This is a genomic window from Marinitoga aeolica, from assembly GCF_029910535.1.
Lineage (GTDB): Bacteria > Thermotogota > Thermotogae > Petrotogales > Petrotogaceae > Marinitoga > Marinitoga aeolica.
In genome coordinates, this window is the sequence record NZ_CP069362.1 from 1,649,696 (window position 1) to 1,671,349 (window position 21,654).

24 protein-coding genes and 4 tRNA genes are annotated in these 21,654 nt (G+C 28.3%); 3 read left to right on the forward strand and 25 right to left on the reverse strand.

Translation table 11 applies throughout. The features are described from left to right. Positions 1 to 324: 324 nt before the first annotated feature. Positions 325 to 747: a hypothetical protein gene (locus JRV97_RS07715; protein WP_280997761.1), complete on the forward strand. Its 423-nt coding sequence runs from the start codon at positions 325 to 327 to the stop codon at positions 745 to 747. Here JRV97_RS07715 and JRV97_RS07720 read toward each other — a convergent pair. Then, positions 727 to 1,875, reverse strand: a complete 1,149-nt coding sequence (locus JRV97_RS07720) for a CD0519/CD1768 family membrane protein (protein WP_280997762.1) — start codon at positions 1,873 to 1,875, stop codon at positions 727 to 729. The genes JRV97_RS07715 and JRV97_RS07720 overlap by 21 nt on opposite strands. A gap of 191 nt (positions 1,876 to 2,066) precedes the next feature. Between JRV97_RS07720 and JRV97_RS07725 the strand changes: the two genes are divergently transcribed. Both JRV97_RS07725 and JRV97_RS07730 read left to right on the forward strand, forming a co-directional pair. Beyond that, positions 2,067 to 2,157: transfer RNA gene (locus tag JRV97_RS07725), tRNA-Ser, on the forward strand. A 30-nt stretch (positions 2,158 to 2,187) separates the two neighbouring features. After that, a complete protein-coding gene (locus JRV97_RS07730) occupies positions 2,188 to 4,218 on the forward strand; it encodes an alpha-amylase family glycosyl hydrolase (RefSeq protein WP_280997764.1) in 2,031 nt (676 codons plus the stop codon). Between the two features lie 119 nt (positions 4,219 to 4,337). Here JRV97_RS07730 and JRV97_RS07735 read toward each other — a convergent pair. The 24 genes from JRV97_RS07735 to JRV97_RS07850 all read right to left on the reverse strand — a co-directional run bounded on the left by JRV97_RS07735 (position 4,338) and on the right by JRV97_RS07850 (position 21,649). Continuing rightward, positions 4,338 to 4,413 (reverse strand) — tRNA-Phe (locus tag JRV97_RS07735). Positions 4,414 to 4,424: 11 nt separating this feature from the next. After that, positions 4,425 to 4,500, reverse strand: a tRNA-Val gene (locus JRV97_RS07740). Positions 4,501 to 4,509: 9 nt separating this feature from the next. Then, positions 4,510 to 4,585, reverse strand: a tRNA-Glu gene (locus JRV97_RS07745). 85 nt (positions 4,586 to 4,670) lie between these two features. Then, positions 4,671 to 5,276 (reverse strand): RdgB/HAM1 family non-canonical purine NTP pyrophosphatase, encoded by a 606-nt coding sequence (gene rdgB / locus JRV97_RS07750; protein WP_280997766.1) that lies wholly within the window; start codon positions 5,274 to 5,276, stop codon positions 4,671 to 4,673. Then, positions 5,273 to 5,932: a ribulose-phosphate 3-epimerase gene (gene rpe, locus JRV97_RS07755; protein ID WP_280997768.1), complete on the reverse strand. Its 660-nt coding sequence runs from the start codon at positions 5,930 to 5,932 to the stop codon at positions 5,273 to 5,275. The genes rdgB and rpe overlap by 4 nt, the downstream gene beginning before the upstream one ends. Continuing rightward, a complete protein-coding gene (gene rsgA / locus JRV97_RS07760; protein ID WP_280997771.1) occupies positions 5,923 to 6,822 on the reverse strand; it encodes a ribosome small subunit-dependent GTPase A in 900 nt (299 codons plus the stop codon). Before rsgA ends, rpe begins: the two co-directional genes overlap by 10 nt. Continuing rightward, positions 6,819 to 7,331, reverse strand: coding sequence for a PASTA domain-containing protein (locus JRV97_RS07765; protein ID WP_280997773.1), 513 nt, complete (start codon positions 7,329 to 7,331; stop codon positions 6,819 to 6,821). Before JRV97_RS07765 ends, rsgA begins: the two co-directional genes overlap by 4 nt. Then, a complete protein-coding gene (rlmN, locus tag JRV97_RS07770; RefSeq protein WP_280997775.1) occupies positions 7,328 to 8,368 on the reverse strand; it encodes a 23S rRNA (adenine(2503)-C(2))-methyltransferase RlmN in 1,041 nt (346 codons plus the stop codon). The genes JRV97_RS07765 and rlmN overlap by 4 nt, the downstream gene beginning before the upstream one ends. A 12-nt stretch (positions 8,369 to 8,380) precedes the next feature. Then, positions 8,381 to 9,190 (reverse strand): radical SAM protein, encoded by an 810-nt coding sequence (locus tag JRV97_RS07775; RefSeq protein ID WP_280997776.1) that lies wholly within the window; start codon positions 9,188 to 9,190, stop codon positions 8,381 to 8,383. Next, entirely contained in the window at positions 9,180 to 9,902 is a 723-nt protein-coding gene (rnc, locus tag JRV97_RS07780) for a ribonuclease III (protein ID WP_280997777.1), read from the reverse strand. Before rnc ends, JRV97_RS07775 begins: the two co-directional genes overlap by 11 nt. After that, positions 9,895 to 11,787 (reverse strand): transketolase, encoded by a 1,893-nt coding sequence (locus JRV97_RS07785; RefSeq protein ID WP_280997778.1) that lies wholly within the window; start codon positions 11,785 to 11,787, stop codon positions 9,895 to 9,897. Before JRV97_RS07785 ends, rnc begins: the two co-directional genes overlap by 8 nt. 39 nt (positions 11,788 to 11,826) lie before the next feature. Continuing rightward, positions 11,827 to 12,048, reverse strand: a complete 222-nt coding sequence (locus JRV97_RS07790; protein ID WP_280997779.1) for a DUF2905 domain-containing protein — start codon at positions 12,046 to 12,048, stop codon at positions 11,827 to 11,829. 1 nt (position 12,049) lies between these two features. Next, complete coding sequence (locus JRV97_RS07795; RefSeq protein ID WP_280997780.1) at positions 12,050 to 12,883, reverse strand: PSP1 domain-containing protein; 834 nt, start codon at positions 12,881 to 12,883, stop codon at positions 12,050 to 12,052. Between the two features lie 2 nt (positions 12,884 to 12,885). Next, complete coding sequence (locus tag JRV97_RS07800) at positions 12,886 to 13,887, reverse strand: hypothetical protein (RefSeq protein ID WP_280997781.1); 1,002 nt, start codon at positions 13,885 to 13,887, stop codon at positions 12,886 to 12,888. A gap of 4 nt (positions 13,888 to 13,891) precedes the next feature. Further along, positions 13,892 to 14,353: a YaaR family protein gene (locus tag JRV97_RS07805; RefSeq protein ID WP_280997783.1), complete on the reverse strand. Its 462-nt coding sequence runs from the start codon at positions 14,351 to 14,353 to the stop codon at positions 13,892 to 13,894. A gap of 80 nt (positions 14,354 to 14,433) precedes the next feature. Continuing rightward, complete coding sequence (gene jag, locus JRV97_RS07810; protein ID WP_280997785.1) at positions 14,434 to 15,084, reverse strand: RNA-binding cell elongation regulator Jag/EloR; 651 nt, start codon at positions 15,082 to 15,084, stop codon at positions 14,434 to 14,436. A 20-nt stretch (positions 15,085 to 15,104) separates the two neighbouring features. Then, on the reverse strand, positions 15,105 to 16,448 hold the full coding sequence (yidC, locus tag JRV97_RS07815) for a membrane protein insertase YidC (RefSeq protein WP_280997787.1): 1,344 nt from the start codon (positions 16,446 to 16,448) through the stop codon (positions 15,105 to 15,107). Continuing rightward, positions 16,445 to 16,708: a membrane protein insertion efficiency factor YidD gene (gene yidD / locus JRV97_RS07820; RefSeq protein WP_280997789.1), complete on the reverse strand. Its 264-nt coding sequence runs from the start codon at positions 16,706 to 16,708 to the stop codon at positions 16,445 to 16,447. The genes yidC and yidD overlap by 4 nt, the downstream gene beginning before the upstream one ends. Beyond that, positions 16,705 to 17,055 carry a ribonuclease P protein component gene (gene rnpA, locus JRV97_RS07825; protein WP_280997791.1) on the reverse strand — a complete coding sequence of 117 codons (351 nt, stop codon included), beginning with the start codon at positions 17,053 to 17,055 and terminating at the stop codon, positions 16,705 to 16,707. The genes yidD and rnpA overlap by 4 nt, the downstream gene beginning before the upstream one ends. A gap of 1 nt (position 17,056) precedes the next feature. Next, entirely contained in the window at positions 17,057 to 17,191 is a 135-nt protein-coding gene (rpmH, locus tag JRV97_RS07830) for a 50S ribosomal protein L34 (RefSeq protein WP_072863658.1), read from the reverse strand. Between the two features lie 128 nt (positions 17,192 to 17,319). Beyond that, positions 17,320 to 18,996 carry an HD-GYP domain-containing protein gene (locus tag JRV97_RS07835; protein WP_280997797.1) on the reverse strand — a complete coding sequence of 559 codons (1,677 nt, stop codon included), beginning with the start codon at positions 18,994 to 18,996 and terminating at the stop codon, positions 17,320 to 17,322. Next, entirely contained in the window at positions 18,989 to 19,705 is a 717-nt protein-coding gene (locus JRV97_RS07840; protein ID WP_280997799.1) for a LysM peptidoglycan-binding domain-containing protein, read from the reverse strand. Before JRV97_RS07840 ends, JRV97_RS07835 begins: the two co-directional genes overlap by 8 nt. A 44-nt stretch (positions 19,706 to 19,749) precedes the next feature. After that, on the reverse strand, positions 19,750 to 20,484 hold the full coding sequence (locus JRV97_RS07845) for a Nif3-like dinuclear metal center hexameric protein (protein ID WP_280997801.1): 735 nt from the start codon (positions 20,482 to 20,484) through the stop codon (positions 19,750 to 19,752). Between the two features lie 61 nt (positions 20,485 to 20,545). Next, positions 20,546 to 21,649, reverse strand: coding sequence for an ABC transporter ATP-binding protein (locus JRV97_RS07850; protein WP_280997803.1), 1,104 nt, complete (start codon positions 21,647 to 21,649; stop codon positions 20,546 to 20,548). Positions 21,650 to 21,654 lie beyond the last annotated feature (5 nt).

The window sequence follows — 21,654 nt, forward strand, 5'->3', positions numbered from 1 at the left end:
AAGTTGTTTAACCTCCGGTGAGGAATAAAGAAATTTATAGAATATTAGATAAAAAACAAAATATACTCAGATTATAGTAATCTGTATTTTACTACAATCTGTAGATATTACTTCTATTCATCAATGTTTAATGAATTAACATAAAAATACAAGTCTAGTATACTATAAAAATTCTTTTTTTTCATGAATTCTATTGAACAAAATGTGAGAAGGTGGAAAATTTAAAGTTACAATTTAATTACGGTAATAGAAAGAAAAATTTAATTCATTCTCAAAGAAGAATTTACATTGAAAGGGTGTATAATTAAAATGGGGGGTGAAATTATGCCGTTTTTATTTCTATTTTCTATATTTATTGTATCTATATTGATATCCTGGATCATTGCAAAGGTTTTTAATTCACCAATAAAAAAGATTCTTGAAAAAATTATAAATGATCCAATTAGTGACGCATGGAGAAAATATTTAATATTTGCAATCTACATTACAGGAATATCTTCTGGTGTAAGAATTTGGGAAATAGAAAGATATTTTGGAGTTTCAGAAGTAGCAAGAGAAGGTGGAGAAATAATACAAAAAGCCATCTCTCTGACGCCAGAAAGATGGACTCTTGAAATTTTAAGAACCATTATAGAAGCTCTACAGGGTATTTCGGTAATGCTATTAATATTCTTTATATTTGCTTTAATTGCTTTTGTAATAATGAAAGCTATTGAAAGCAAGCATTCAGAAAAAAAGAATGTATAATAAATGAGTTATAAATCCAGCAATAATACCTGCAACTGTGTGGGAAAGAATGGCTTTACTTGCTAATTTCCTGGCCTTTAAAGAATCCATCATGGCAATATGAGTGGATAAATAACCACTCCATGTCATCCCAATTGCAGTTAAAACAGCTATATCATTAGGAGTAATAGATTTAGTTTCTATAAATTTAGGAATTAAGGCTAATGCAGCACCAGTTGATCCTAAAGAAGTTAATGGAAATGCAATTAACTTTGGAGATTTAAAACCAAAAAGAAAGTTTAATATAAAATCTAGTTTTGCACCTATCCATTGTAAAATTGGAACACCTTCATATGGAAGTCCTTGATAACCTATTGAAGGATCTTTTGGACCGTTTGTAAACATCATAACTATTGTACTTATAATTAAAACACCTGGTATAATGGATAATCCTAAATCAACACCAATCTTTCCACCTTCTAATAATCCATCGATTAATCTGGAAATAACACTACCTTTCGTAGCATTCCAGTATTCTATATCTTCTGGGTGATCAACATGTTTTATATTCTTATAATGTTTTTTAGTATAATATGAAAATATTCTAACGCTAATAATACTTCCGATAACGGCTCCGAAATTTCCAAGTAAAACAGGAAAAAATAGATTTTCTCCCATTGCAGATGATTGAGCTATCATAAATGTTGTAACAATTAATCCCATTCCGAAGGATGTTCCTAAATTACATAATAATGGGATTTGCCATTTTTCAAAATATTTTGTGAATTGTTTATCTTGTGCCAAAGATAAAATAGCAGGATTATCTGATAAATAGGTAGTTAATATTCCAAGAGCAGAAGCTCCGGGTAAGTTATATAATGGTTTCATTAATTTTGAAAGAAGTTTGTTTAATAAGTAGACAACACCAAATTCTGAAAGAACATTACCAAATGCACTTGTTAAAACAGCCACAGCCATAATAAAAAACACAGTATTTAATAACAAATCATGAGCTGTAGACATTAATGTTTTAAAAAAATTACTAACCCCCATATAATTCATTACAGGTAAAAATATTGCTGATGAAAGAATTAAAAAAAGGAGAGGTTCTCTAATTTTATTTTTTTTAACAATTTCTTTTTCTTCCATAATATACCTCCAGGATATTGAAATATTAAACAAAATATATTATAATAAATATGAAAAAAATTTCAAACATTAAATTAAGTGATTTTTGGTTTTTGAAGTCAAATAAATATGTTTTTAGATAAATATGCTTTTAAATTTAATTAAAGCTTCAAAATTAAATAACTTACTTTTGTTAAAATATATTTACAAACGGAGGCGTGTTCCGAATTGGCTAAGGAGCCGGTCTCGAAAACCGGTGAGGGTTACACCCTCGTGTGGGTTCGAGTCCCACCGCCTCCGCCATTTTTATATATTCTGGTGGGAGGGTTTTTAATGAAAAATTTAAAAAATGTATACGAACATTTAAAAAAGAATGTTGAAAAGGGGAAAACAAATTATGCCGTTCCAAAAAGATGGATGCCGGATGATTATGAGGGAACTGTAAGATTAAAGGGAAGAACATTTGTTGTTAATCCCTATGAATATTTTACAAAGATAGTAGAAGGCATTATGAAAAACAATGATGAAACAAATGATTATTCAAAGCCACTATCTTTTACAACCAATGAAAAAACAACAGAATGGTTAAAAAAATCAATTATATATAGCGCTCATGTAAGAATGACAGCAGCTTATCAACACGATGTAAATGCTGCTTATTTTAAACCAGATGACGATTTAGGCTATAGAGAGAGTGGAACGTTTTTAAAAATGATCGCACTATTGCCTTATTTAAAAAAATTCAATGTAAATGCTATTTATTTACTTCCTATTACTCAATCAAGCAATAAATTTAAAAAAGGTGAAGTAGGTTCACCATATGCAGTAAAAAGTTTTCACCATGTGGAAAAGGATTATCACGATCCATTATTAGAAGGATTTAATGCAGATCAAGAATTTTCAGCGTTTGTAGAAGCTGCGCATATGATGGGAATGAGAGTTATCTTAGACTTTATTCCAAGAACAGCGTCAAGAGATAACAATTTAATATTAGAACATCCTGATTGGTTCTATTGGATTGATATAAATGAATTATCATCATATAAACCACCAAAAATAGAAGAATTGGATTTTGAACAACCATCAACAGAAAATTTGCCTATACTGTATTCAAATCCAGAAGTAAAAAAACATTTGAAAAAATTTAGATGGGCACCTAATATTACAGATCCTCAAAAATGGGAAAACTTTGTAAAGAAAAATAAAAACAATCCAGATTTCTTAGAAGAAATAGTAAAGGAATTTAAAATAATTACAGTTCCAGGATTTTCCGATTGGATTAACGATCCACAACCAACATGGGATGATGTAACTTTCTTAAGATTATTCTTAAGCCATCCAATGGAATCAGAAAAATATTTAGAAAACCCCGAAGAACAACCACCATATGTATTATATGATGTCGTTAAATCAAGTAATTTCCCTGGTAAAGTAAAAAATGAAGAATTATGGAGTATGATAGCAAATATAATGCCTTATTTCCAAAAAAATTATGGAATTGATGGTGCAAGATTAGATATGGGTCATGCTTTACCAAAAGAATTGGAACATAGAATAATATCTAACGCTAAAAATTATGATCCATCATTTGCTATTATTGCTGAAGAGCTTTCTATGGATAATCATAAAAAGGCGAAATTGAGCGGATATGATGCAATTTTAGGTAATACATGGTGGGCAGAGCCAAGACATAAAGAAAGTTGGTTTATAAAAACAGTTAGAGATATAATGCCAAAATTGGAAGTTCCATCAATGGCTACTGCAGAAACTCCAGACTCACCAAGAGCAGTAACAAGAGATGGTGGAGAAGTATTTGCAAAACTTTCAGCAGTTGTGAATACATTTATGCCAAATGGTTTAACCGTAATCAACTCAGGAAGTGAAATATTTGAAAAGCAACCAATGAATTTAGGACTTGATTTTGAAAAACCAGAAGAAGAAAGATATAAATATTTAAAACCTACAGATCAATTCTATGGTAAATTAGCATTTTTTGATTATTACGCATTACATTGGGATGTAGACAAACATATGGTAAAACTATTAACAGTATTAGGGAAAATAAAAAAGGAATATGTAGATTTGATAAGCAATATCAGTCATTATAGATATACAGAACATATGGATAAAGTATTTTCTATTTTCTATTGGAATGGTGAAAAAGGACTATTAATTCCAGTAAATTTGAATTTCGATAAAGCTGTAAATTTTGGATTTGATCTTGGTTATCATACATGGAGAGGCCATCATAAGATAAGTTTATTGCTTGAAAATTATAGAAGATGTGATTTTAAATGGGATGAAGGAGCATGGTTAAATATAAATCTAAATCCTGGAGAAGCAAAAATATATCTTGTAGAATAAATAAGAAGCTGGCTGTAATTAGCCAGCTTCTTTATTGTAAACATAAAAATCTATCAAAGTAATAAGATAAAGTAATAAGATATAAACAAAAAACTCCCCGAAAAACCGGGGAGTTTTTGTGGTGGCCAGGGACAGAATCGAACTGTCGACACCTGGATTTTCAGTCCAGTGCTCTACCAACTGAGCTACCTGGCCATCTAATAAAATGGTGGGTGCTGCAGGGATCGAACCTACGACCTTCTGCTTGTAAGGCAGACGCTCTCCCAGCTGAGCTAAGCACCCACTCGTTTCTGGCGCCCCCAACGGGATTTGAACCCGTGCCTTTGGCGTGAAAGGCCAATGTCCTAGGCCGCTAGACGATGGGGGCAAATTTGGTCACATTTCCCTTCGCAACCGAAATATATATTACCAGAAAAATCATTAAAAGTCAAGAAAACAATAAGTTAAAAACTTTAAGAAATGATTTCTAATTTCGGAATATTGAGCAATATAGAAAAAAGTTTTTGAAAAGCACGTTTTCTATGACTAATTGTGTTTTTAACTTCTTTTCCTAATTGCCCAAATGTTAGAGTTTCACCTTCAGGGATAAATATAGGATCATAGCCAAAGCCATGTTTTCCGAGTATTGAATATGCTATTTTCCCTTTTACTTCACCTTCAACGGAAAAAAGTATATTATTTTTAGGATCGTAATATGTTGCTGCACATACAAAACGTGCATTTCTTTTTTCAAAAGGGACATTTTCTAATTTTTTCAATATGTATTTCATTTTTTCTATATATGTTTTATTTTCCATAAATCGAGCAGAATATACTCCTGGGAATCCATTTAATATCTCTATTTCAAGTCCAGAATCATCAGCGATTACAGGAGTTCTTAAAACTCGAGCAGTTTCAATGGCTTTTTTTATAGAATTTTCTATAAATGTTTTCCCATCTTCGTTAACTTCAAAATTTTTTAATATTTCAAACATCCCTTTGATTTCAAATTTATCCGGTTTAATTTCAGTAACTTCTTTTAATTTATGCTTATTATTTGTCGCCAGATATATCGTCATATTCCCAAACCAACCTCTTTTAATTTTTTTGCTGCTTCTGAAGGATTTTCCTGATGAAACACACCAGCACCTACAACAAATTCAGTTGCACCAGAATTATATAAGTCTCTAATGTTTTTTAATCCAACACCACCATCAACTTCAATAGCTACATTTACTCCTTTTTCATCAATCATATTTTTTAGTTTTTTAATTTTATTTAATGTTTCTGGAATAAATTTTTGACCTGTAAAACCGGGATTAACACTCATTATCAGAATTCTATCAACGAATGGCAATATTTCTTCCAGTAGAAATACAGGTGTATGTGGATTTAAAGAAACTCCAGCATCACATCCCATATCTTTTATTTTTGAAATTGTTCTGTGTAAGTGTGTAACAGCTTCATAATGAACAGTAATTCCATTTACACCCATTTTAGCGTAATCTTCAATATATCTATCAGGATCTATAATCATTAAATGTGCATCGAGGTATTTTTCAGTTATATTTCTAACAGATTTTATTATAGGTGTTCCAAAAGAAATATTTGGAACAAAAAGCCCATCCATGATATCTAAATGAATACCTTCTATATTATTTTCTACATTTTTAATCTCTTCTCCTAATTTTGAAAAATCAGCAGCTAAAATTGAAGGATAAATTTTCATTTCCATCTTTTCCTCCTTGTCTTTTTTTGATATTCGCTTACCTCATTATATATCTTCAAATAATTTTTATATCTAATTTCTGAAATTTCTCCATTTTCAACGGCGTCTTTAACTCCGCAATGTGGTTCATTGATATGAACACAATCATTAAAAGCACAATACATAGAATGTTCATGGAATTCAACAAAGAAATTTTGAAGTTTATCGGGTTCAAAATCATAAACTTCAAATGCAGCGAAACCTGGTGTATCAGCTACAAATCCTCCAAAATCAAATTTCAATAATTCTGTATAGGTTGTAGTATGTTTTCCTCTCTGAAGTTTTTCAGAGATTTCTCCAACTCTTAATTTAAGCCCAGGATTAATAGCATTTAATAGAGAAGATTTTCCAACACCAGACATTCCGGCAAATGTGGAAATCTTATTTTTCAGATAAGGTTTAATTTCTTCTATTCCAATCTTCTTTTTAGCACTTGTTAAAACAACAGGGTATAAAGGAGAATATATTTTTAAAAACTCGTCAATTTCATCTTTTTCCAATAAATCTACTTTATTTAATACTATAACACAATCCAGATTATTTTTTTCAACTTGAACAAGAAATTTGTCTATTATTAAATAATCCACTTTAGGGCTTTTTAAACATGTAACTAAAACAGTTTGATCTACATTTGCTATTTTTGGCCTATATAGCAAATTTTTTCTTGGCAGGATATTTTCTATTTTTGCGGTGCCATTTTCTATTGAATATTCTACATAATCACCAACTATTGGAGTTATTTTTTGTAATTTAAATTTTCCTCTTAAAAAAGCAGTAATTTTTTCTCTGGTATTCAGGTCTATTAATTCCAACGTATTTGAATGAAATCGAGTCACTATTCCTTTTTCTATCTTCACTTATTCACCTCCGAAGATGATATTTTTAATAATATTGTATCTCTTTTTTCAACAATAGTTCCAGGTTTTGGATCCATGTCTATGACTGTTTCGATTTTTTCATCAGAGTTATAAATTTTTATTATTTTATAATTTAAATTATAAGAAGTGAGGAATTGTTCAGCAACTTCCACAGGAACGCCAATTAAATCAGGAACCTTGAGCGACTCTATCTTTCCCAATTGAACAAAAATATGTCGTCCCTTTTTTACCCGTTCCCCTGCAGAAGGTTCTGTGTATAGTACTTTATTTCCAATTCCTTGAATTAAGGGGATTAATCCAATTTCTTTTAAAGCTTTAATAGCAGTATCTTTGCTTTCTCCTTTAACTTCAGGTACAATAACATATGAAGAGCTATTTACAAAAACAAACACAGATAGGAGCAAAATTAATCCTCCTGAAATTGCTCCTAAAATAAACATAATTGTATTGTAAGTCAGCTTTTTCATTATTTTCTTTAAATCTTTCATTTTAATTTTATACCCTTTTTCCTTAACTTTAATTGTCCACATGCTGCATCAATATCAGTACCCTTTTCAACACGTAAGGTAGCTTCAATTCCAAGTTCTTTTAGTTTATTCACGAAATTTGTTAAAAATCTCTTTGATGGTCTTTCGTAACCTGCAGGATTTGGGTTTACTGGTATAATATTAACCATAACCTTTAATCCTTTCAACAATTCTGCTAACTCTTCAGCATGCTTTTCTTCATCATTTAAACCTTTTATTGCAATATATTCAATAGTAACCCTGTTTTTGGTTTTCTCTTGGTAAATTTTACAAGATTGAATAACTTCTTCTATTGGATATTTTGCATTGATAGGCATTATTTGGTCTCTTATATAATTGTTTGGTGCATGTAAAGAAACAGAAAGTCTTATATCCATATCAAAATTTGCCAATTCTTCGATCTTATCTGCAATGCCAGCTGTTGAAATTGTAATTCTTCTTGCACCAAGGTTTTTCATCTTTTTATTATTCCAATTTCTAATAGCTTTTAAAACATTGTCATAATTTAATAATGGTTCTCCCATCCCCATTAAAACAATATTGTTTATATTTACATCTTTTAATTTTTCTATAGCTAAAACCTGAGCGACTATTTCACCAGCACTAAGATTTCTTTCAAAGCCACTTGCACCTGTAGAACAAAATTTACACTTTAGAGCACAACCTACTTGCGTTGAAATACATGATGAAACTCTATTTGGATAGAAAAGTAATACTGATTCAATAGTTTTTCCATCTTCTAATTTCCAGAGAAATTTAGTAGTACCATCTTTCTTTGATTCCTGAATATCTATTGGTTCGGGAATATAGATATAAAAATGTTCATCTAATAATTCTCTCTGAGATTTAGAAAGATTTGTCATTTCAAAAAAATCAAAAACATGTTTCTTGAATATCCAGTCTAATACCTGATCTACTCTAAATTTTTGTAATTTTATATTTTTGAATTCTTCAATTAATTCATCATAACTAAAATCTAAAATATTCTTTTTAACCATTTCAATTACCTCCTAAAACACGCAACATTCATAGCTCCATGTTATTTCAAAATTTAAATTTTCTGCCAAATCAACAGTGTGTTTAACAGGTTGAACTATTTTATCACTTATAAATAATAGTTTTTCCTGTAAATCTTTTCTATATTTTCCCTTTGGATGCATACAACCGAGAGTGAGTTTAATATGAGGGAATTTATCTTTTGTATATTTGAAGATATTATATACTTCATCAATTGATGGTGGAGATTCGTTTTCAAAATATGATCCTTTTGTAGGAATAAAAACCAGGAAAATAATCTCATCTATATTATCGTAACTTTTTAGTTTGTTTATAGCATCATATTCATGGGTTAATTTACCGCCGTTAAGTCCAATAGTAATATGCGGTTTAACGTTAAATTTCAGTTCAAGTAATGTATGGAATGTTTTCCACATTTCATCAAATTTATCAATACCATAGACATATAACATAGTTTCTCTATTTCCAACTAAATCAAAAGAAATAGCATCACTTATATCTTTAATTTTTAATAGTTCATCATAATTCATAAAGCCTGTATGAAGATTATACTTGAATTTATATCTTTCCTTATAGGCTTTTAATTTCTCAACAAATTTATATACAGGAACTTTTATTTCACTATTCATTCCGCCACTTAATAGTAAAGAAGTCTTATCAGATAAAGAATCTATATCATTAATTGTTGCCATGTTTTCAAGATAATGTTTATTGCAATGCTTACAATTAAGATAACAATAATTACCAGTTAAAGATATAGATTTAGTATCTCTCATTTTTACGAAATGTATCTTATTTTTCATTCATCTCACCACTAAATCTTTCGCATGCTTCTCTTGCAGCAAGCTGTTCTGCTATTTTTTTAGATTTCCCTATGCCTCTTCCATATGTTTTTCCATTTATTTTAGCTTCAATTATAAATGTTCTATTGTGTGGCGGCCCTTCTTGCCTTATTAATTTATATTCAGGCCTTATTTTAAGATCTTTCTGGGTTAATTCTTGAAGTCGTGTTTTATAATCTAGGAATAATTTTCCAGCTATTGCTTCTTTTATATAAGGATTTAAATTTTTTAATGCAAAATCTTTTGCTTTCTCAAAACCCAAGGATAAGTATATTGCACCCAATATCGCTTCAAAAAGATCTGATATTATCGAATGTTTTTCTCTTCCACCAAATCTTTCCTCGTTTTTACTGAGTAAAATATAATTACCCAAATTTAATTTTTTAGCTGCTTCAAATAATATTAACTCACTACCAACAGTTGCACGAACTCTGGCCATATCTCCTTCATTCAAATTATAATTTAAAAATAAATGTTCGGCAATTATTAAATTTAATACAGAATCCCCAAGAAATTCAAGTCTTTCATTAGAATTTATTTTTCGTCCTTTAGAAGTATAATCATTTGAATAAGAAGAATGACAAAGAGCTTCAAAAAGAAGCTCTTCATCGATATTATCAATACCAATAATTTTTTTAACCTTTTTTACAATTTTTCTCTCATAATCATTCATTTATTTTCTCCTTAACAATTGAATATAACGATTCTTCATCTAATTTAAAGATTTTAAATAATGAAGCATTATTTCCAGATGGTGAGTAATTATCTACACCTAGTGATTCAACAGTTAGAGGATTTAATTTATTTTTTACTACTGATTTTGAAAATTCTACTATTAAACCGTTATATTTGTTATGGTCTTCATATATGATTACATGTGAGTTATCTATATATTCGCTTATTTTTGCAGCATTAAATTCTAATGGAGCAGAAACGTTAATAACTGTGATGTTTATACCTTCTTCTTTTAATTTGTCTGCAACCTTAACAGCCTTATATGCTACACTTCCATGAGTTAAAATAGTTACTTTTTCACCTTTTCTGAGGACATCCATTTTTCCATATTCAAATTCGTAATTTTCGCCAAAGAATGGATTTCCATTTTCATCTAATATTACAGGGATTTTTGATCTACCCATAGCAATTACAACATTTCCCAATGTTGATGCTGCAAATCTAACGGCTTTATCTGTTTGGTTTGGATCTGCAGGTACTATTAATTTTGTGTCGAAGAAGCTTCTTACGATGCCAATATAATTAATTTCATGATGAGTTTTTCCATCTTCACCAATATCAATTCCACAATGTGTAACTGCTGTTTTTAGATTTGTATGATTAATATCGTTTAATCTTTGTTGGTTAAATGTTTCATCGAGTCCAAATACACCAAAATCTGCAAAGAAAGGAACGACGCCACAAACAGACATAGCACCTGCAATAGTAGCTGCGTTGTGTTCTTGAATGCCGATCTGTACATATGTTTCTGGGCTTACTTTTTCAAATTTTCCTAATTTAACAGAAGGCTTTAAATCACAATCAACTGCTACAATAGGAACTTTTCCTTTGTTAACTTTAGCGAGATCAGCAATAGCATTTCCAAAAGCGCCTCTGTTATCAATTTTATCATCTTTTGTATAAACAATAGGAGTACCTGGTTCAGCAGTAACCACATAATCTTCAAAATTTAATTTTTCCCTTAATAATGGTAAATTTTTTCTCATTTCTTTATATTTTTCTATATCGTTTTCTAATCCTAATTCTTTTAAGGCTTTATCTAATTCATCTTCTTTTAATGGAGCACCATGATATTCATGTCTATTTTCCATAAATGAAACGCCTTTACCAATAATTGTTTTAGCGATAATAACAGTTGGGCCTAATTTATAATTTTTTGCTTCTTCAATAGCATTAAATAATTGTTCATAATCGTGGCCATCAACTTCAATAATATTCCAGCCAGCAGATTCATATTCTTTAACAATATCAACATACAAAACATCTCTTGCTCTACCAGAAATTTGTATATCGTTATAATCTACTAATACAGTTAAATTGTTTAAATTTTCTTTTTTAGCAGTTCTTCGTGCTTCAGCAATTTGACCTTTTGGAGATTCTCCATCACTATGTAAAACAAATACATGATAATTATCTCCTGTTATTTTGGCAGCTAAAGCCATTCCAACGCCTGCAGATAAACCCTGTCCTAAATTACCTGTTGTCCATTCAACACCTGGAATTCCTCTGGTTATATGTCCTTCAAAAATTGAACCAGCATGTCTAAAACCTGCTATTAATTCATCAACATTGAAAAAACCAAGTCTTGCTAAAGCAGAATAAACACCAGGTGAAGTATGGCCATGGCTGATAACAACCCTATCTCTTTTAGGATCAAATGGATTTTCTGGATCTATATTTGCCATATTAAAGACACTTAAATACATATCAATTGAAGACATTGATCCACCGGGATGACCAGATTTTGCAACAGTAGTCATTTTCAAAATATCGCCTCTACATAATCTTCCGAGTTCTTTTAATTCGTTTAATGATTTCTTCATCTAAACTCCTCCTCCTTCTGTATTCTTATCATAAAAAAATTATTTTATTTTTCTTATAATTAATATAATCACGTTTAGTATAACACTAATTAATATAGCTGATGTTAAAGGAAAATAAAAAGTAAAATTTTCTTTTTTTATTAAAATATCTCCTGGTAGTCTTCCAATTTTAAAAGGAATTTTATCAAATAAATATATTAATAATCCAATAATAATTAAAACAATACCAATGGAAATTATATATTTCCCCAATTCCTGCATATTAATCACCTAAAGGGCAATTTTTTTTGAAATATTCAAAAGGTAATTTAACCATTACAGGTTGATTATTTTCTATAATTTGTAAAGTTACTTGTTTTAAAAAAGCATTAACTGTTATAACTCTTGCAGGAACATTTTCGTATTCAATAGTTGAACCTTCATTTGGAATACATTTCAATTCATTTTCATAAAACTCATTTTCATATGCCAGACAACACATTAAACGGCCGCATCTTCCTGAGATTTTTGCTGTATTTATAAGCATTTGTTGTGTTTTAGCCATTTCCATTTTTATAGAATCAAATTTTCTTAAGAATCTGGAACAACAGGTAATCTGACCGCATAATCCAATAGCTCCAATCATTTTCACTTCATCTCTAATGCCAATTTGACGCAACTCTATTCTTGCCTTAAATTCTTTTGCCAGACCTTTAACCAGTTCTCTGAAATCAACTCTTGTATCAGAACCAAAATAAACAATAATTTTAGATCTATCAAAAACAAATCTTGCTGATAAAATTCTCATAGGTAAACCTAACTCTTTAGCTTTGATTTCAGTTACCTCTTTAGCTTTGCGAGCCATTTTTTTATTTTCTTCATATTTTTTTAAATCGTCATCATCTAACTTTCTTAAAATAGAAGTTACTTCATATCCAATTTCTTCGAAAGTTAATTCCTTTGGTCCAATTACAACCTTCCCTACATCTAATCCCATATCCGTATTTACCAATACTAAATCCCCTATTTTAATATCTTCTCCATTTCCTGCATAATATAGTATAGGAGATAATTTAGTAATTTCTACTCCATATACTAAAGCTTTTAAATTAATCATGTTTATTCCTCCTTATTTTTGAAAAAAGCCTGGATAAACCTTAAAAACATAGTTTGAATTGTCAAATCAAAATTAAAATTAGAAATAGAACTCTTTGAAATTTTTTCACACCATTGAATATTTTCATATATTTTCTGAAAATTCAATTCAAAATCAGCCAAACCAAAAAACTTAACCATATTTAAAGAATAAAATTCTTTCCAATAACTTGTTAGGCCAAAAATGAAAGCATCATGATATAATGCCAGAAATAATTTTGAAAATAACTTTAAAAGCTGAAGTTTATTGTTTATTTTATTTTTATACGATAATATTTTATCAATTATATTTTGAATTTCTATTAAATTTAGTTTTTCAAATCTTTTTATTAATTCAAAAAACGCTTCATATTTAAAAAATTTATTTTCTATATCTTTGTTCTCATTCATTAAATATTTTATAAGAGTTGAAGTGTTCATTTCTGGAAAACGCTTTATAGTATCTAATATAATTTTTGAAGCATCAGGATTTTCAAGAATATAGTATGCACATTCAAAATCTGTTTTTATTGAAAAAGATAAATATATGTAATATTCTAAATACTCATTTTTTATTTTATCAATTAAATTAGGATTTGGCAATAAAAATTTATATAGTCTACTTCTTATAGTGGGTAAAAGATGATACCATCTTGTAGTTGTTCCTATAATGATAGCAAATGATGGAGGTTCTTCAAGAATTTTTAAAGCGGCATTGGCAGCTTGAATATTCATTTTATCAATTTCATGTATAATCACCAGTTTATAATCAGAAAAGTTGGGTTTATACATTAAAAATTCTTGCATATCTCTGATATCTGAAATCTTAATATTACCATCTTTTGGCAATATTTCCAGGATATCGTTGATATTAATATTTTTTTTCAATGTATTTATTGTATTATAAAGTAAATATGTGTCTTGATTGACAAGACATATGGAATTTCCTTTAAAATTTGAAATTTTATCCAGTAAAATCTTAATCACCCCATCATTTATATAGATCAAGAAGTAAACCATTTATAGAATCAATTTTTTTAGCATAAATAAATGCTCCAGCTTCATTCTTTAATAAATCATCAGTTAAGGACTTAAGTTCATTATTAATTTTTTCAGCAACGATATAAAAATTTTTTTCTTTGAAATTCATTTTAGAATTTAATTTATATAAGTTTTTTTCAATTTTTTTTAGAAAGCTCTTCACACTCTTTTTATACTTTTCTAAATTTCTTTCTATAGGCGATCTTTTAAATTCTGCCCCATATTCTTCGATTTTTTCAAGGAGTTTATTTAAATCTTTTTTGATGATTTCTATTTCATTTAAATCCATGATTTCTGTAAAAGAATTTTTTTTTCTATGAATAGATTTATGTGATTTAGAAGATTTTTTATTTTTTACTTTTTTCTCTTCTGGTTTTTGAGAAGAGTTTCCAGATAAAGGGTTAATAAACACATTACTCACCTCCGGTGAGAAATTTATACACCTCTTACTTTTATTATACTACAAAAAAGAAAAAAGGGGATATCCCCTTTTTATGCTTTTATGTGAGATTTGGTTAATTTTATTATAACTTTTCTATATGGTTCTAAGCCAATAGATTCAGTTTCTAAATGAGGATATTGCCTTCTTACATATTCATGAACAATTCTTCTTTCATAGGAAAACATAGGAGCTAATTCAATTTTTTCGGTTTCTTCGTTTAATCTTCTAATAGCATTATCTACAATTTCATATATTTTTTCTTTTTTCTTTCTTCTGTATTCTCCTACATCAAGATTGACATCTATTTTGGTGCTTGAAAGTCTATTAATAAAAATTGATAAAATATGTTGCATTGCGCCAATTGTTCTTCCATATTTTCCAATTAGTTTTCCTAATCCGTCTCCTTCCATTCTAATCAATACGTTTTTACCCTGAAAATTTATAGAGTAGTTGAAATCTCCATCAAAATGTTCTAAAATAGAGTTTAAGAATTCGTTTAACTTATTCATTAAATATTTCTCATTTAAAAAAGCACTAATTATAGCAGATTTGTTACCGATCCCCAAAAATCCCTTTTTAGGTTGCTGAATAACTTCGAAATTAATTTCTTCAGGTGAAACACCATAGTATTTAACCGCTTCTTCGAATGCCAGGTCAATACTTTTTCCTTCAAATTGTTTTTCTCGAATCTTAATGTTCATTTGAACACCTCCTAATGCGACTATTTTGATGTTTTATAGGGTTTTGGACCCAAGCCTAAAAATTCTCTTAATGTTAAACCTTTTACGTTGTTTTTCTTATTAACATAATAAGTAATGAATATTTGTAAAACTGCGTTAGTTACCCAATAAATAAATATTCCGGTAGGTAATCCTATGAATAAAAATGGGAAAACAACCATCATAATAGATGTATTCCATGCTGTTTTTCTATCAGTTGCTGATTGTAAAGCGTTGTATAGATATGCTAAAACACTTAATAGTACTAAAACAATATTTTGGCTAAAACCACCTTGAGATAAATCTGACCATATTAAAAATTGTGGATTATAAGCAAAAGTTCCTTGATAATAGTTAATTGCACCATATAAAACCCAGAAAATTGGTAATTGAATAAAAGCGGTTAAACAACCACCGGCAGGATTAATTTTATGTTCTTTGTATAATTCCATTAAAGCTTGTTGTTGTCTTTGAGGATCTTTATATTTTTTCTTTATTTTTTCTATTTCTGGTTGTAATTTTCTCATTTCTATCATTGATTTTGTTTGTTTATGATATAGAGGATATAATATTAATCTTATAACAACAGTAAATATCATTATAGCCCATCCAAAATTACCCGTAAATCTATATAGCCACCACAAGAAAGTTACAAAACCATAGTTTATATACCATAGCCAGTTTATTGCTCCAACTGATTTTGCCAATGTTTTTATTCGTTCATATTTTTCAGGGAATATTTGTTTTATAAAAATAAATTTTGAAGGTCCCATATAAGCTTTAAACGAAATATCTTTAGAAATAGTAATACTTTGATTTTCGATTTTTAGATTTCCTGCATCAAAAACGAACATTGATTTAATGGGATTATTTAGATAAGAGATTAGTAATTCATTATCAGTTGAAACTGTATTTGGGTAAGAAATAGTAGGAATTACAACTTTTCCGCTTAAGTTTTTAAAAGAAATGTCAAAGTTGTAGTATGGATCATTATAAAATCTATAACTTTTTATTCCACCATTATCAAAATAATATTTTATTTCAATAAAATTATTAGCATGATCTTCTGAAATATCAAAAGATGTTGGTAAAATTTCATTACCATTTTCATCATATAAATCAAAGCTATCATTATAATAACTATAGATTTTAATAAATAGTGTATTGCTTCTGTTTTGTAAAATTTCAAAACTTTTCATATGTCCATAATTATCCAATGAGACTTTATACAATCTCATATGTAAATCTATTTCTGTTGATGATGATGTAATGTTATATTCTGGAGTTTGAGAGAAAACAAAAACCCCTAGGACAATCAGTCCTATAATTAAAATTAACTTTTTCAATTTTTTACACCCCTTTGTTTATTTTTTGTAGATGGTATGAATACAAATTTTTCTGGGACTGGATCGATACCACCTTGATGAAAAGGATTGCACCTTAAAATTCTCAATATGCCTAAATACAGACCTCTTAAAACACCAAACTTTTCTATAGCCTCATAAGTATAGGTGGAACAAGTAGGATAATAAATACATTTTGAAGGTTTATAAGGCGAAATAAATCTTTTATAAATTTTGATAAGTCCCAAAAATATTTTTTTCATTCTAAGCGCTCCGATATATTTAAAATAATATTTTTAACATCTTCAAAAGACATATTATCAAAATCCTTTGAAAGTTTTTTTCGAGGCAAAAAAACTATATCATAATCTTGTGGAAAGAGACCTTTGTTTCTTCTATATATTTCTCGGATATAGCGTTTTAATTTATTTCTTTTATGAGCTTTTCCGAATTTTCTTTTTATTGTAATACCTATTCTTGAAAAATTAAGATTATTTTTAGTATATACAACTACAAAATAATCGTTAATGTGTCTCTTTCCACAAGAAAAAACTCTGTCAAAATCATTTTTAAAATGAATTCTTTCTCTTTTCTTTAAAGTTTCCCTCATATTAAACAGCTAATCTTTTTCTTCCTTTAGCTCTTCTTCTTCTTAATACAGCTCTTCCACCTGGAGTTTTAGTTCTTGCTAAAAATCCATGTGTTCTTCTTCTCTTAGTTCTGGAAGGTTGGTATGTTCTTTTCATTAAAATTCCTCCTTTTTCAAATTTTTCTATATATACCTTCACCTATTATACCCTTAAAATATTTTTTATGTCAATAAGAAAAGTTACAATTATTTTTTTTTTAAGAAAAAATTCGGGGAATCCCGAATTTAACGTAACGTTTTTAATTGTTCTTTTCTTAAATTTATGATTTGAATTAATTTTGTATATTCATCATTTGTAATTTCGCCTATTTTAAAATCGCAATGATAATATCCTCTGAATATTTCCTCTTTATATATAATCTCACCAATCAGATTAATTTTTAAATTCATGGCTTCAAAAGTAATTAAGAGCTTCGTATCAGCCATATTATTTATTTTATCTTTCAAAGCATAGAAAATAATATTTTTATTTGAAATACTCTCAATGTTTAATTTAAAAGCTTTTTCATTATCGAGACGCCATACGTATTTATTTACAAAAACAACTCTTTTTAGAGGCACTCCTATTCCATTTAAATTCCATTTTACAGAAGTCATCTCATTTTCATTTATTTCCTTATTTACTTTTAATATATATCCCATCTTGTTTTTTCCCATAATAGTACAACTTTTATTAAATGAATTGTTGTTTGAATAATATTCAATAGAAATAGTATTTCCAAGTTTTAAGAATTTCTCGCAAATATTGATTACTTTTCCATTAATTTCAACGCTCTTTTGTGGAATAAAAATATTAATATAATCTCTTTTTGAGTTAAGAACTTTTGCTTCTACTCTAACTATTTTTTCATTAATATTAAAATTAATAAATACATCATTGTATTTCATTAAAGTATTTTGTAAAAGCCCACCATAAAATTCTGGTATGATTTTGATTACAGCATCGACAATAGTTTTATCCAGTTTACCATTTTCAACCATTTTTAGTAATATTTTTGGAGCATCTTCTATTTTAAGAGCTTTTCTCCATGGCCTATTTGAGAGCAAAGCGTCTGTAACTTCTGCTACTGCTAAAATCCTTGATAGTAATGACAAATCGTATTTATTTTTACCAGAATACCCACTGCCATCTAAGTATTCATGATGATACTTAGCTATTTCAACATATTCGGAAAAATAATCATTTCCAGCAAATAAGAATTCTAATTTGCTAGTATGTTGTTTTATTTGTTCTAACTCCACGGGAGTCAATTTTTCTGATTTTTGAAGTATATCTTTTGAAATCCATATTTCTCCTAAATCATGTATTAAAGCAGCGTAATATAATTTTTCTATTTTATCCTGATTTAATTCCAATTTTTCTGCAATGAGTACAGAAAGATCAGCAATTCTTAAGGAATGATAATAAGTATATGCGTCATGAGCTTTTAATATGTAAAATAATGAATTTATAGTTTGTTCAATAGCATATTCCCTTAAAACAGAATCTTTTACGTCAAGAATTATAGTTAAAAAATTTTTTAAATGTTCATAAAAGAGTTCTTTTAAAGTATTAATATTATCATATTTTGTTGTTTTATCCATTAGAATATAAATAAAACCTACAACTTCATTTCTAAAAATAATGTTTTGTCCCAAAGCAAAATAATCTTCTATTCCATCAAAAAAATGCTTATTAATTGATTCCTCATATAACACAGAATCGAAATTATTAATACGAAATTTATCTTCTACGGAAAAATACATATCATTCATTGAAAGATCAAAATCCATTTTTTCAGAATCGAAGTAAGATATAATTCTGAAAAGATTATCGGAAATTTTAATACCTAATATTAATCTGAAATTGGTAACTGGTATATTGGCAATTATAGAATTTATAGAATTATAGTGTTTATTCATTTATGTCACCTTTACTTTTGAAATTTTTTGAGGTTCCAATAATTAAATACATTCCATCTTTTAATAATTCAGGTGATTTAATGTTGTTGATTTTTAATAAATATTCAACGGAAACTCCAAAAATTCTGGAAATGTTATATAAAGTATCGCCGTTTTTTACCTTATAATATATGTAATTATCTTTTTTAGGTTCCTCTCTATAAAATTTTTCAAAAACAGAATTATCCAGAGAATATATTTCCCTTGGAAGGGTATCTTCTATTACAAGGGAAAAATTATTTACATTTAAATTAGTACCTTCCTGACTAACCTTTATGCCATGGATAGAAACATTTTTATATAAAATTAATATGGATATATTTGCATTTTTGATTTCATTGGAGTATTTTTTTATAACCTCATTGGTGTTTAATACTTTGAAATCATTACCGGAATAATCATCATATCTTTCAATTAAACCAATTACAAAAATTTCATTATTATTATATAAATATTTTGTGTAAGGCATATAATAATCTTTTCCTTTATATTCTATATTAGCCAATAAGAAAGGAGTGTTTATATCAAAAAGATTTTTATTTAATTTAAATTCTAAAAAAGGTTTATATGCAGGAATTTCATAATACCCGCTATTGCTTTTAGAAAAATTTGTTGAAAAAGCCAATATTCCGTATATAAAAATAGAAATTATAATTATAATTTTCTTCATAATAATCCCTCCTGATTTCTCAGGATAATTATATCATAAAATGATTAAATTTCATTATAAATATCAATAAAAATAGTTTCTAAATCGAAATTTTTTTCTAATAATTTAGAAATAGCTTTTACACCAAAAGTTTCTGTAACATAATGTCCAGCGTTAATATAAGTTATTCCCATTTCTTCAGAGATATTTCTGATGTGTTCTTTTATCTCACCAGTAATAAAAGTATCTACTTTTCCCTCTAAAGATTCCAGTGCATACGAAGCACCGCCAGAAATAATAGCAACTTTTTTAACATAATCATTATTTTTATATATTAATAAGTCTTTCCTCTGAAAAACATCATATAAAATATTTTTAAATTCATCAAAAGGTTTTGGATCAATGTATTCGCCAATATATCCAACATCAAAAGGTTCTGTTATTTTCAAATTTAGTTTTTTTGCAATTTGAGCGTTATTCCCATATTCATTATGAGCATCAAGAGGTAAATGATATCCCATTAATGTAATATCATTTTTTATAAGATTTTCTATGCGCTTTTTAAAATATCCTCTTATTTTAAAAAAGTCTTTTCCAAAAATCCCATGGTGTACAAAGAGCATATCAACATTATTTTTTAAAGCTTCATCAAGGAATTTTTTGTTAAATGACACTCCAATAGCAACTTTTTTCACTTCATGTTTTCCTTCTATTTGAATTCCGTTAAAACAAAAATCATTAAATTTATCAACTTCTAACAAATCATTTAAAAATTTCTCTATTTCAAAAATATTAGCCATAATTCCACCTCCACTTTTATTATAGCATAAAAAAAGGTCTCCATAATCGGAGACCTCATTTTTATATAATTGCTAATTCTGTTTCTTTATCAAATACATGCATTGTTTCCATTTCTAAAATTAATTCTACTTCTGTTCCTTCGCGTGCGGTTGTAGTAGGATCAACCTTTGCAACTAAATATTGTCCTCCAATTGTAACATGTAATAACGTTTCACTACCAAGAGGTTCTGCAACATCTACTTTTCCTTTAACAATATCGTTTGTATGTTCTCCTTTATAAATTGATTTATCGTGAATATTTTCTGGCCTAATGCCAAATATTATATCTTTATCTATATAAGCATCTAATTTTTCTTCAAATTCTTTAGGTACTTTAACTTTTAATTCTTCAGCAGAAATCCATAAACCGCCTTCACCTCTAACAATCTTTGCTTCTAAGAAATTCATAGGAGGTGTTCCAATAAATCCAGCAACAAATTTGTTTGTAGGTTTGAAATAAACATCATATGGGCTTCCTATTTGTTGAATAACCCCATCTTTCATAATAACAATTTTATCTGCCATAGTCATAGCTTCAACCTGATCGTGAGTAACGTAAACTATTGTAGCGTTTAATCTATGGTGTAATTTTTTTAATTCAGATCTCATTTGAACCCTTAATTTAGCATCTAAGTTTGATAAAGGTTCATCAAATAAGAAAACTTTTGGGTCCCTAACAATTGCCCTACCAACTGCAACCCTTTGTCTTTGACCACCGGATAATTGTTTAGGTTTTCTATCCAACAAATGAGCAATATCAAGGATTTTAGCAGCATTTTTAACTCTTTGATCAATTTCTTCTTTTGGAAATTTTCTTAATTTTAAACCAAAAGCCATATTATCATATACAGTCATGTGTGGATAAAGAGCATAGTTTTGGAAAACAAAAGCAATGTCTCTATCTTTAGGTTCAACATCATTAACTACTTTTCCATCGATCTTTAAAGTTCCTTTAGAAATTTCTTCTAATCCTGCAATCATTCTCAATGTTGTAGTTTTACCACAACCTGAAGGACCTAATAAAACACAAAATTCTTTGTCTTCAATAGTAAAACTTGCACTTTTTACAGCATGAAATCCATTAGGGTAAATTTTATCAATATTTTCCAATACAACTTGTGCCATTTAAT

What these genes read in the sequence shown, in the direction of transcription:
- JRV97_RS07790 (WP_280997779.1), bottom strand. Translation starts at nt 12,048, where the DNA reads ATGCAGGAATTGGGGAAATATATAATTTCCATTGGTATTGTTTTAATT.
- rnc (WP_280997777.1), bottom strand. Translation starts at nt 9,902, where the DNA reads ATGAATGATTATGAGAGAAAAATTGTAAAAAAGGTTAAAAAAATTATT.
- JRV97_RS07715 (WP_280997761.1), top strand. Translation starts at nt 325, where the DNA reads ATGCCGTTTTTATTTCTATTTTCTATATTTATTGTATCTATATTGATA.
- JRV97_RS07850 (WP_280997803.1), bottom strand. Translation starts at nt 21,649, where the DNA reads ATGGCACAAGTTGTATTGGAAAATATTGATAAAATTTACCCTAATGGA.
- jag (WP_280997785.1), bottom strand. Translation starts at nt 15,084, where the DNA reads ATGAACATTAAGATTCGAGAAAAACAATTTGAAGGAAAAAGTATTGAC.
- JRV97_RS07795 (WP_280997780.1), bottom strand. Translation starts at nt 12,883, where the DNA reads ATGATTAATTTAAAAGCTTTAGTATATGGAGTAGAAATTACTAAATTA.
- rlmN (WP_280997775.1), bottom strand. Translation starts at nt 8,368, where the DNA reads ATGGTTAAAAAGAATATTTTAGATTTTAGTTATGATGAATTAATTGAA.
- rnpA (WP_280997791.1), bottom strand. Translation starts at nt 17,055, where the DNA reads ATGAGGGAAACTTTAAAGAAAAGAGAAAGAATTCATTTTAAAAATGAT.
- JRV97_RS07730 (WP_280997764.1), top strand. Translation starts at nt 2,188, where the DNA reads ATGAAAAATTTAAAAAATGTATACGAACATTTAAAAAAGAATGTTGAA.
- JRV97_RS07765 (WP_280997773.1), bottom strand. Translation starts at nt 7,331, where the DNA reads ATGAAAGATTTAAAGAAAATAATGAAAAAGCTGACTTACAATACAATT.
- yidD (WP_280997789.1), bottom strand. Translation starts at nt 16,708, where the DNA reads ATGAAAAAAATATTTTTGGGACTTATCAAAATTTATAAAAGATTTATT.
- rpe (WP_280997768.1), bottom strand. Translation starts at nt 5,932, where the DNA reads ATGGAAATGAAAATTTATCCTTCAATTTTAGCTGCTGATTTTTCAAAA.
- JRV97_RS07845 (WP_280997801.1), bottom strand. Translation starts at nt 20,484, where the DNA reads ATGGCTAATATTTTTGAAATAGAGAAATTTTTAAATGATTTGTTAGAA.
- JRV97_RS07785 (WP_280997778.1), bottom strand. Translation starts at nt 11,787, where the DNA reads ATGAAGAAATCATTAAACGAATTAAAAGAACTCGGAAGATTATGTAGA.
- JRV97_RS07835 (WP_280997797.1), bottom strand. Translation starts at nt 18,996, where the DNA reads ATGAATAAACACTATAATTCTATAAATTCTATAATTGCCAATATACCA.
- JRV97_RS07775 (WP_280997776.1), bottom strand. Translation starts at nt 9,190, where the DNA reads ATGAAAAATAAGATACATTTCGTAAAAATGAGAGATACTAAATCTATA.
- JRV97_RS07720 (WP_280997762.1), bottom strand. Translation starts at nt 1,875, where the DNA reads ATGGAAGAAAAAGAAATTGTTAAAAAAAATAAAATTAGAGAACCTCTC.
- rpmH (WP_072863658.1), bottom strand. Translation starts at nt 17,191, where the DNA reads ATGAAAAGAACATACCAACCTTCCAGAACTAAGAGAAGAAGAACACAT.
- rdgB (WP_280997766.1), bottom strand. Translation starts at nt 5,276, where the DNA reads ATGACGATATATCTGGCGACAAATAATAAGCATAAATTAAAAGAAGTT.
- JRV97_RS07840 (WP_280997799.1), bottom strand. Translation starts at nt 19,705, where the DNA reads ATGAAGAAAATTATAATTATAATTTCTATTTTTATATACGGAATATTG.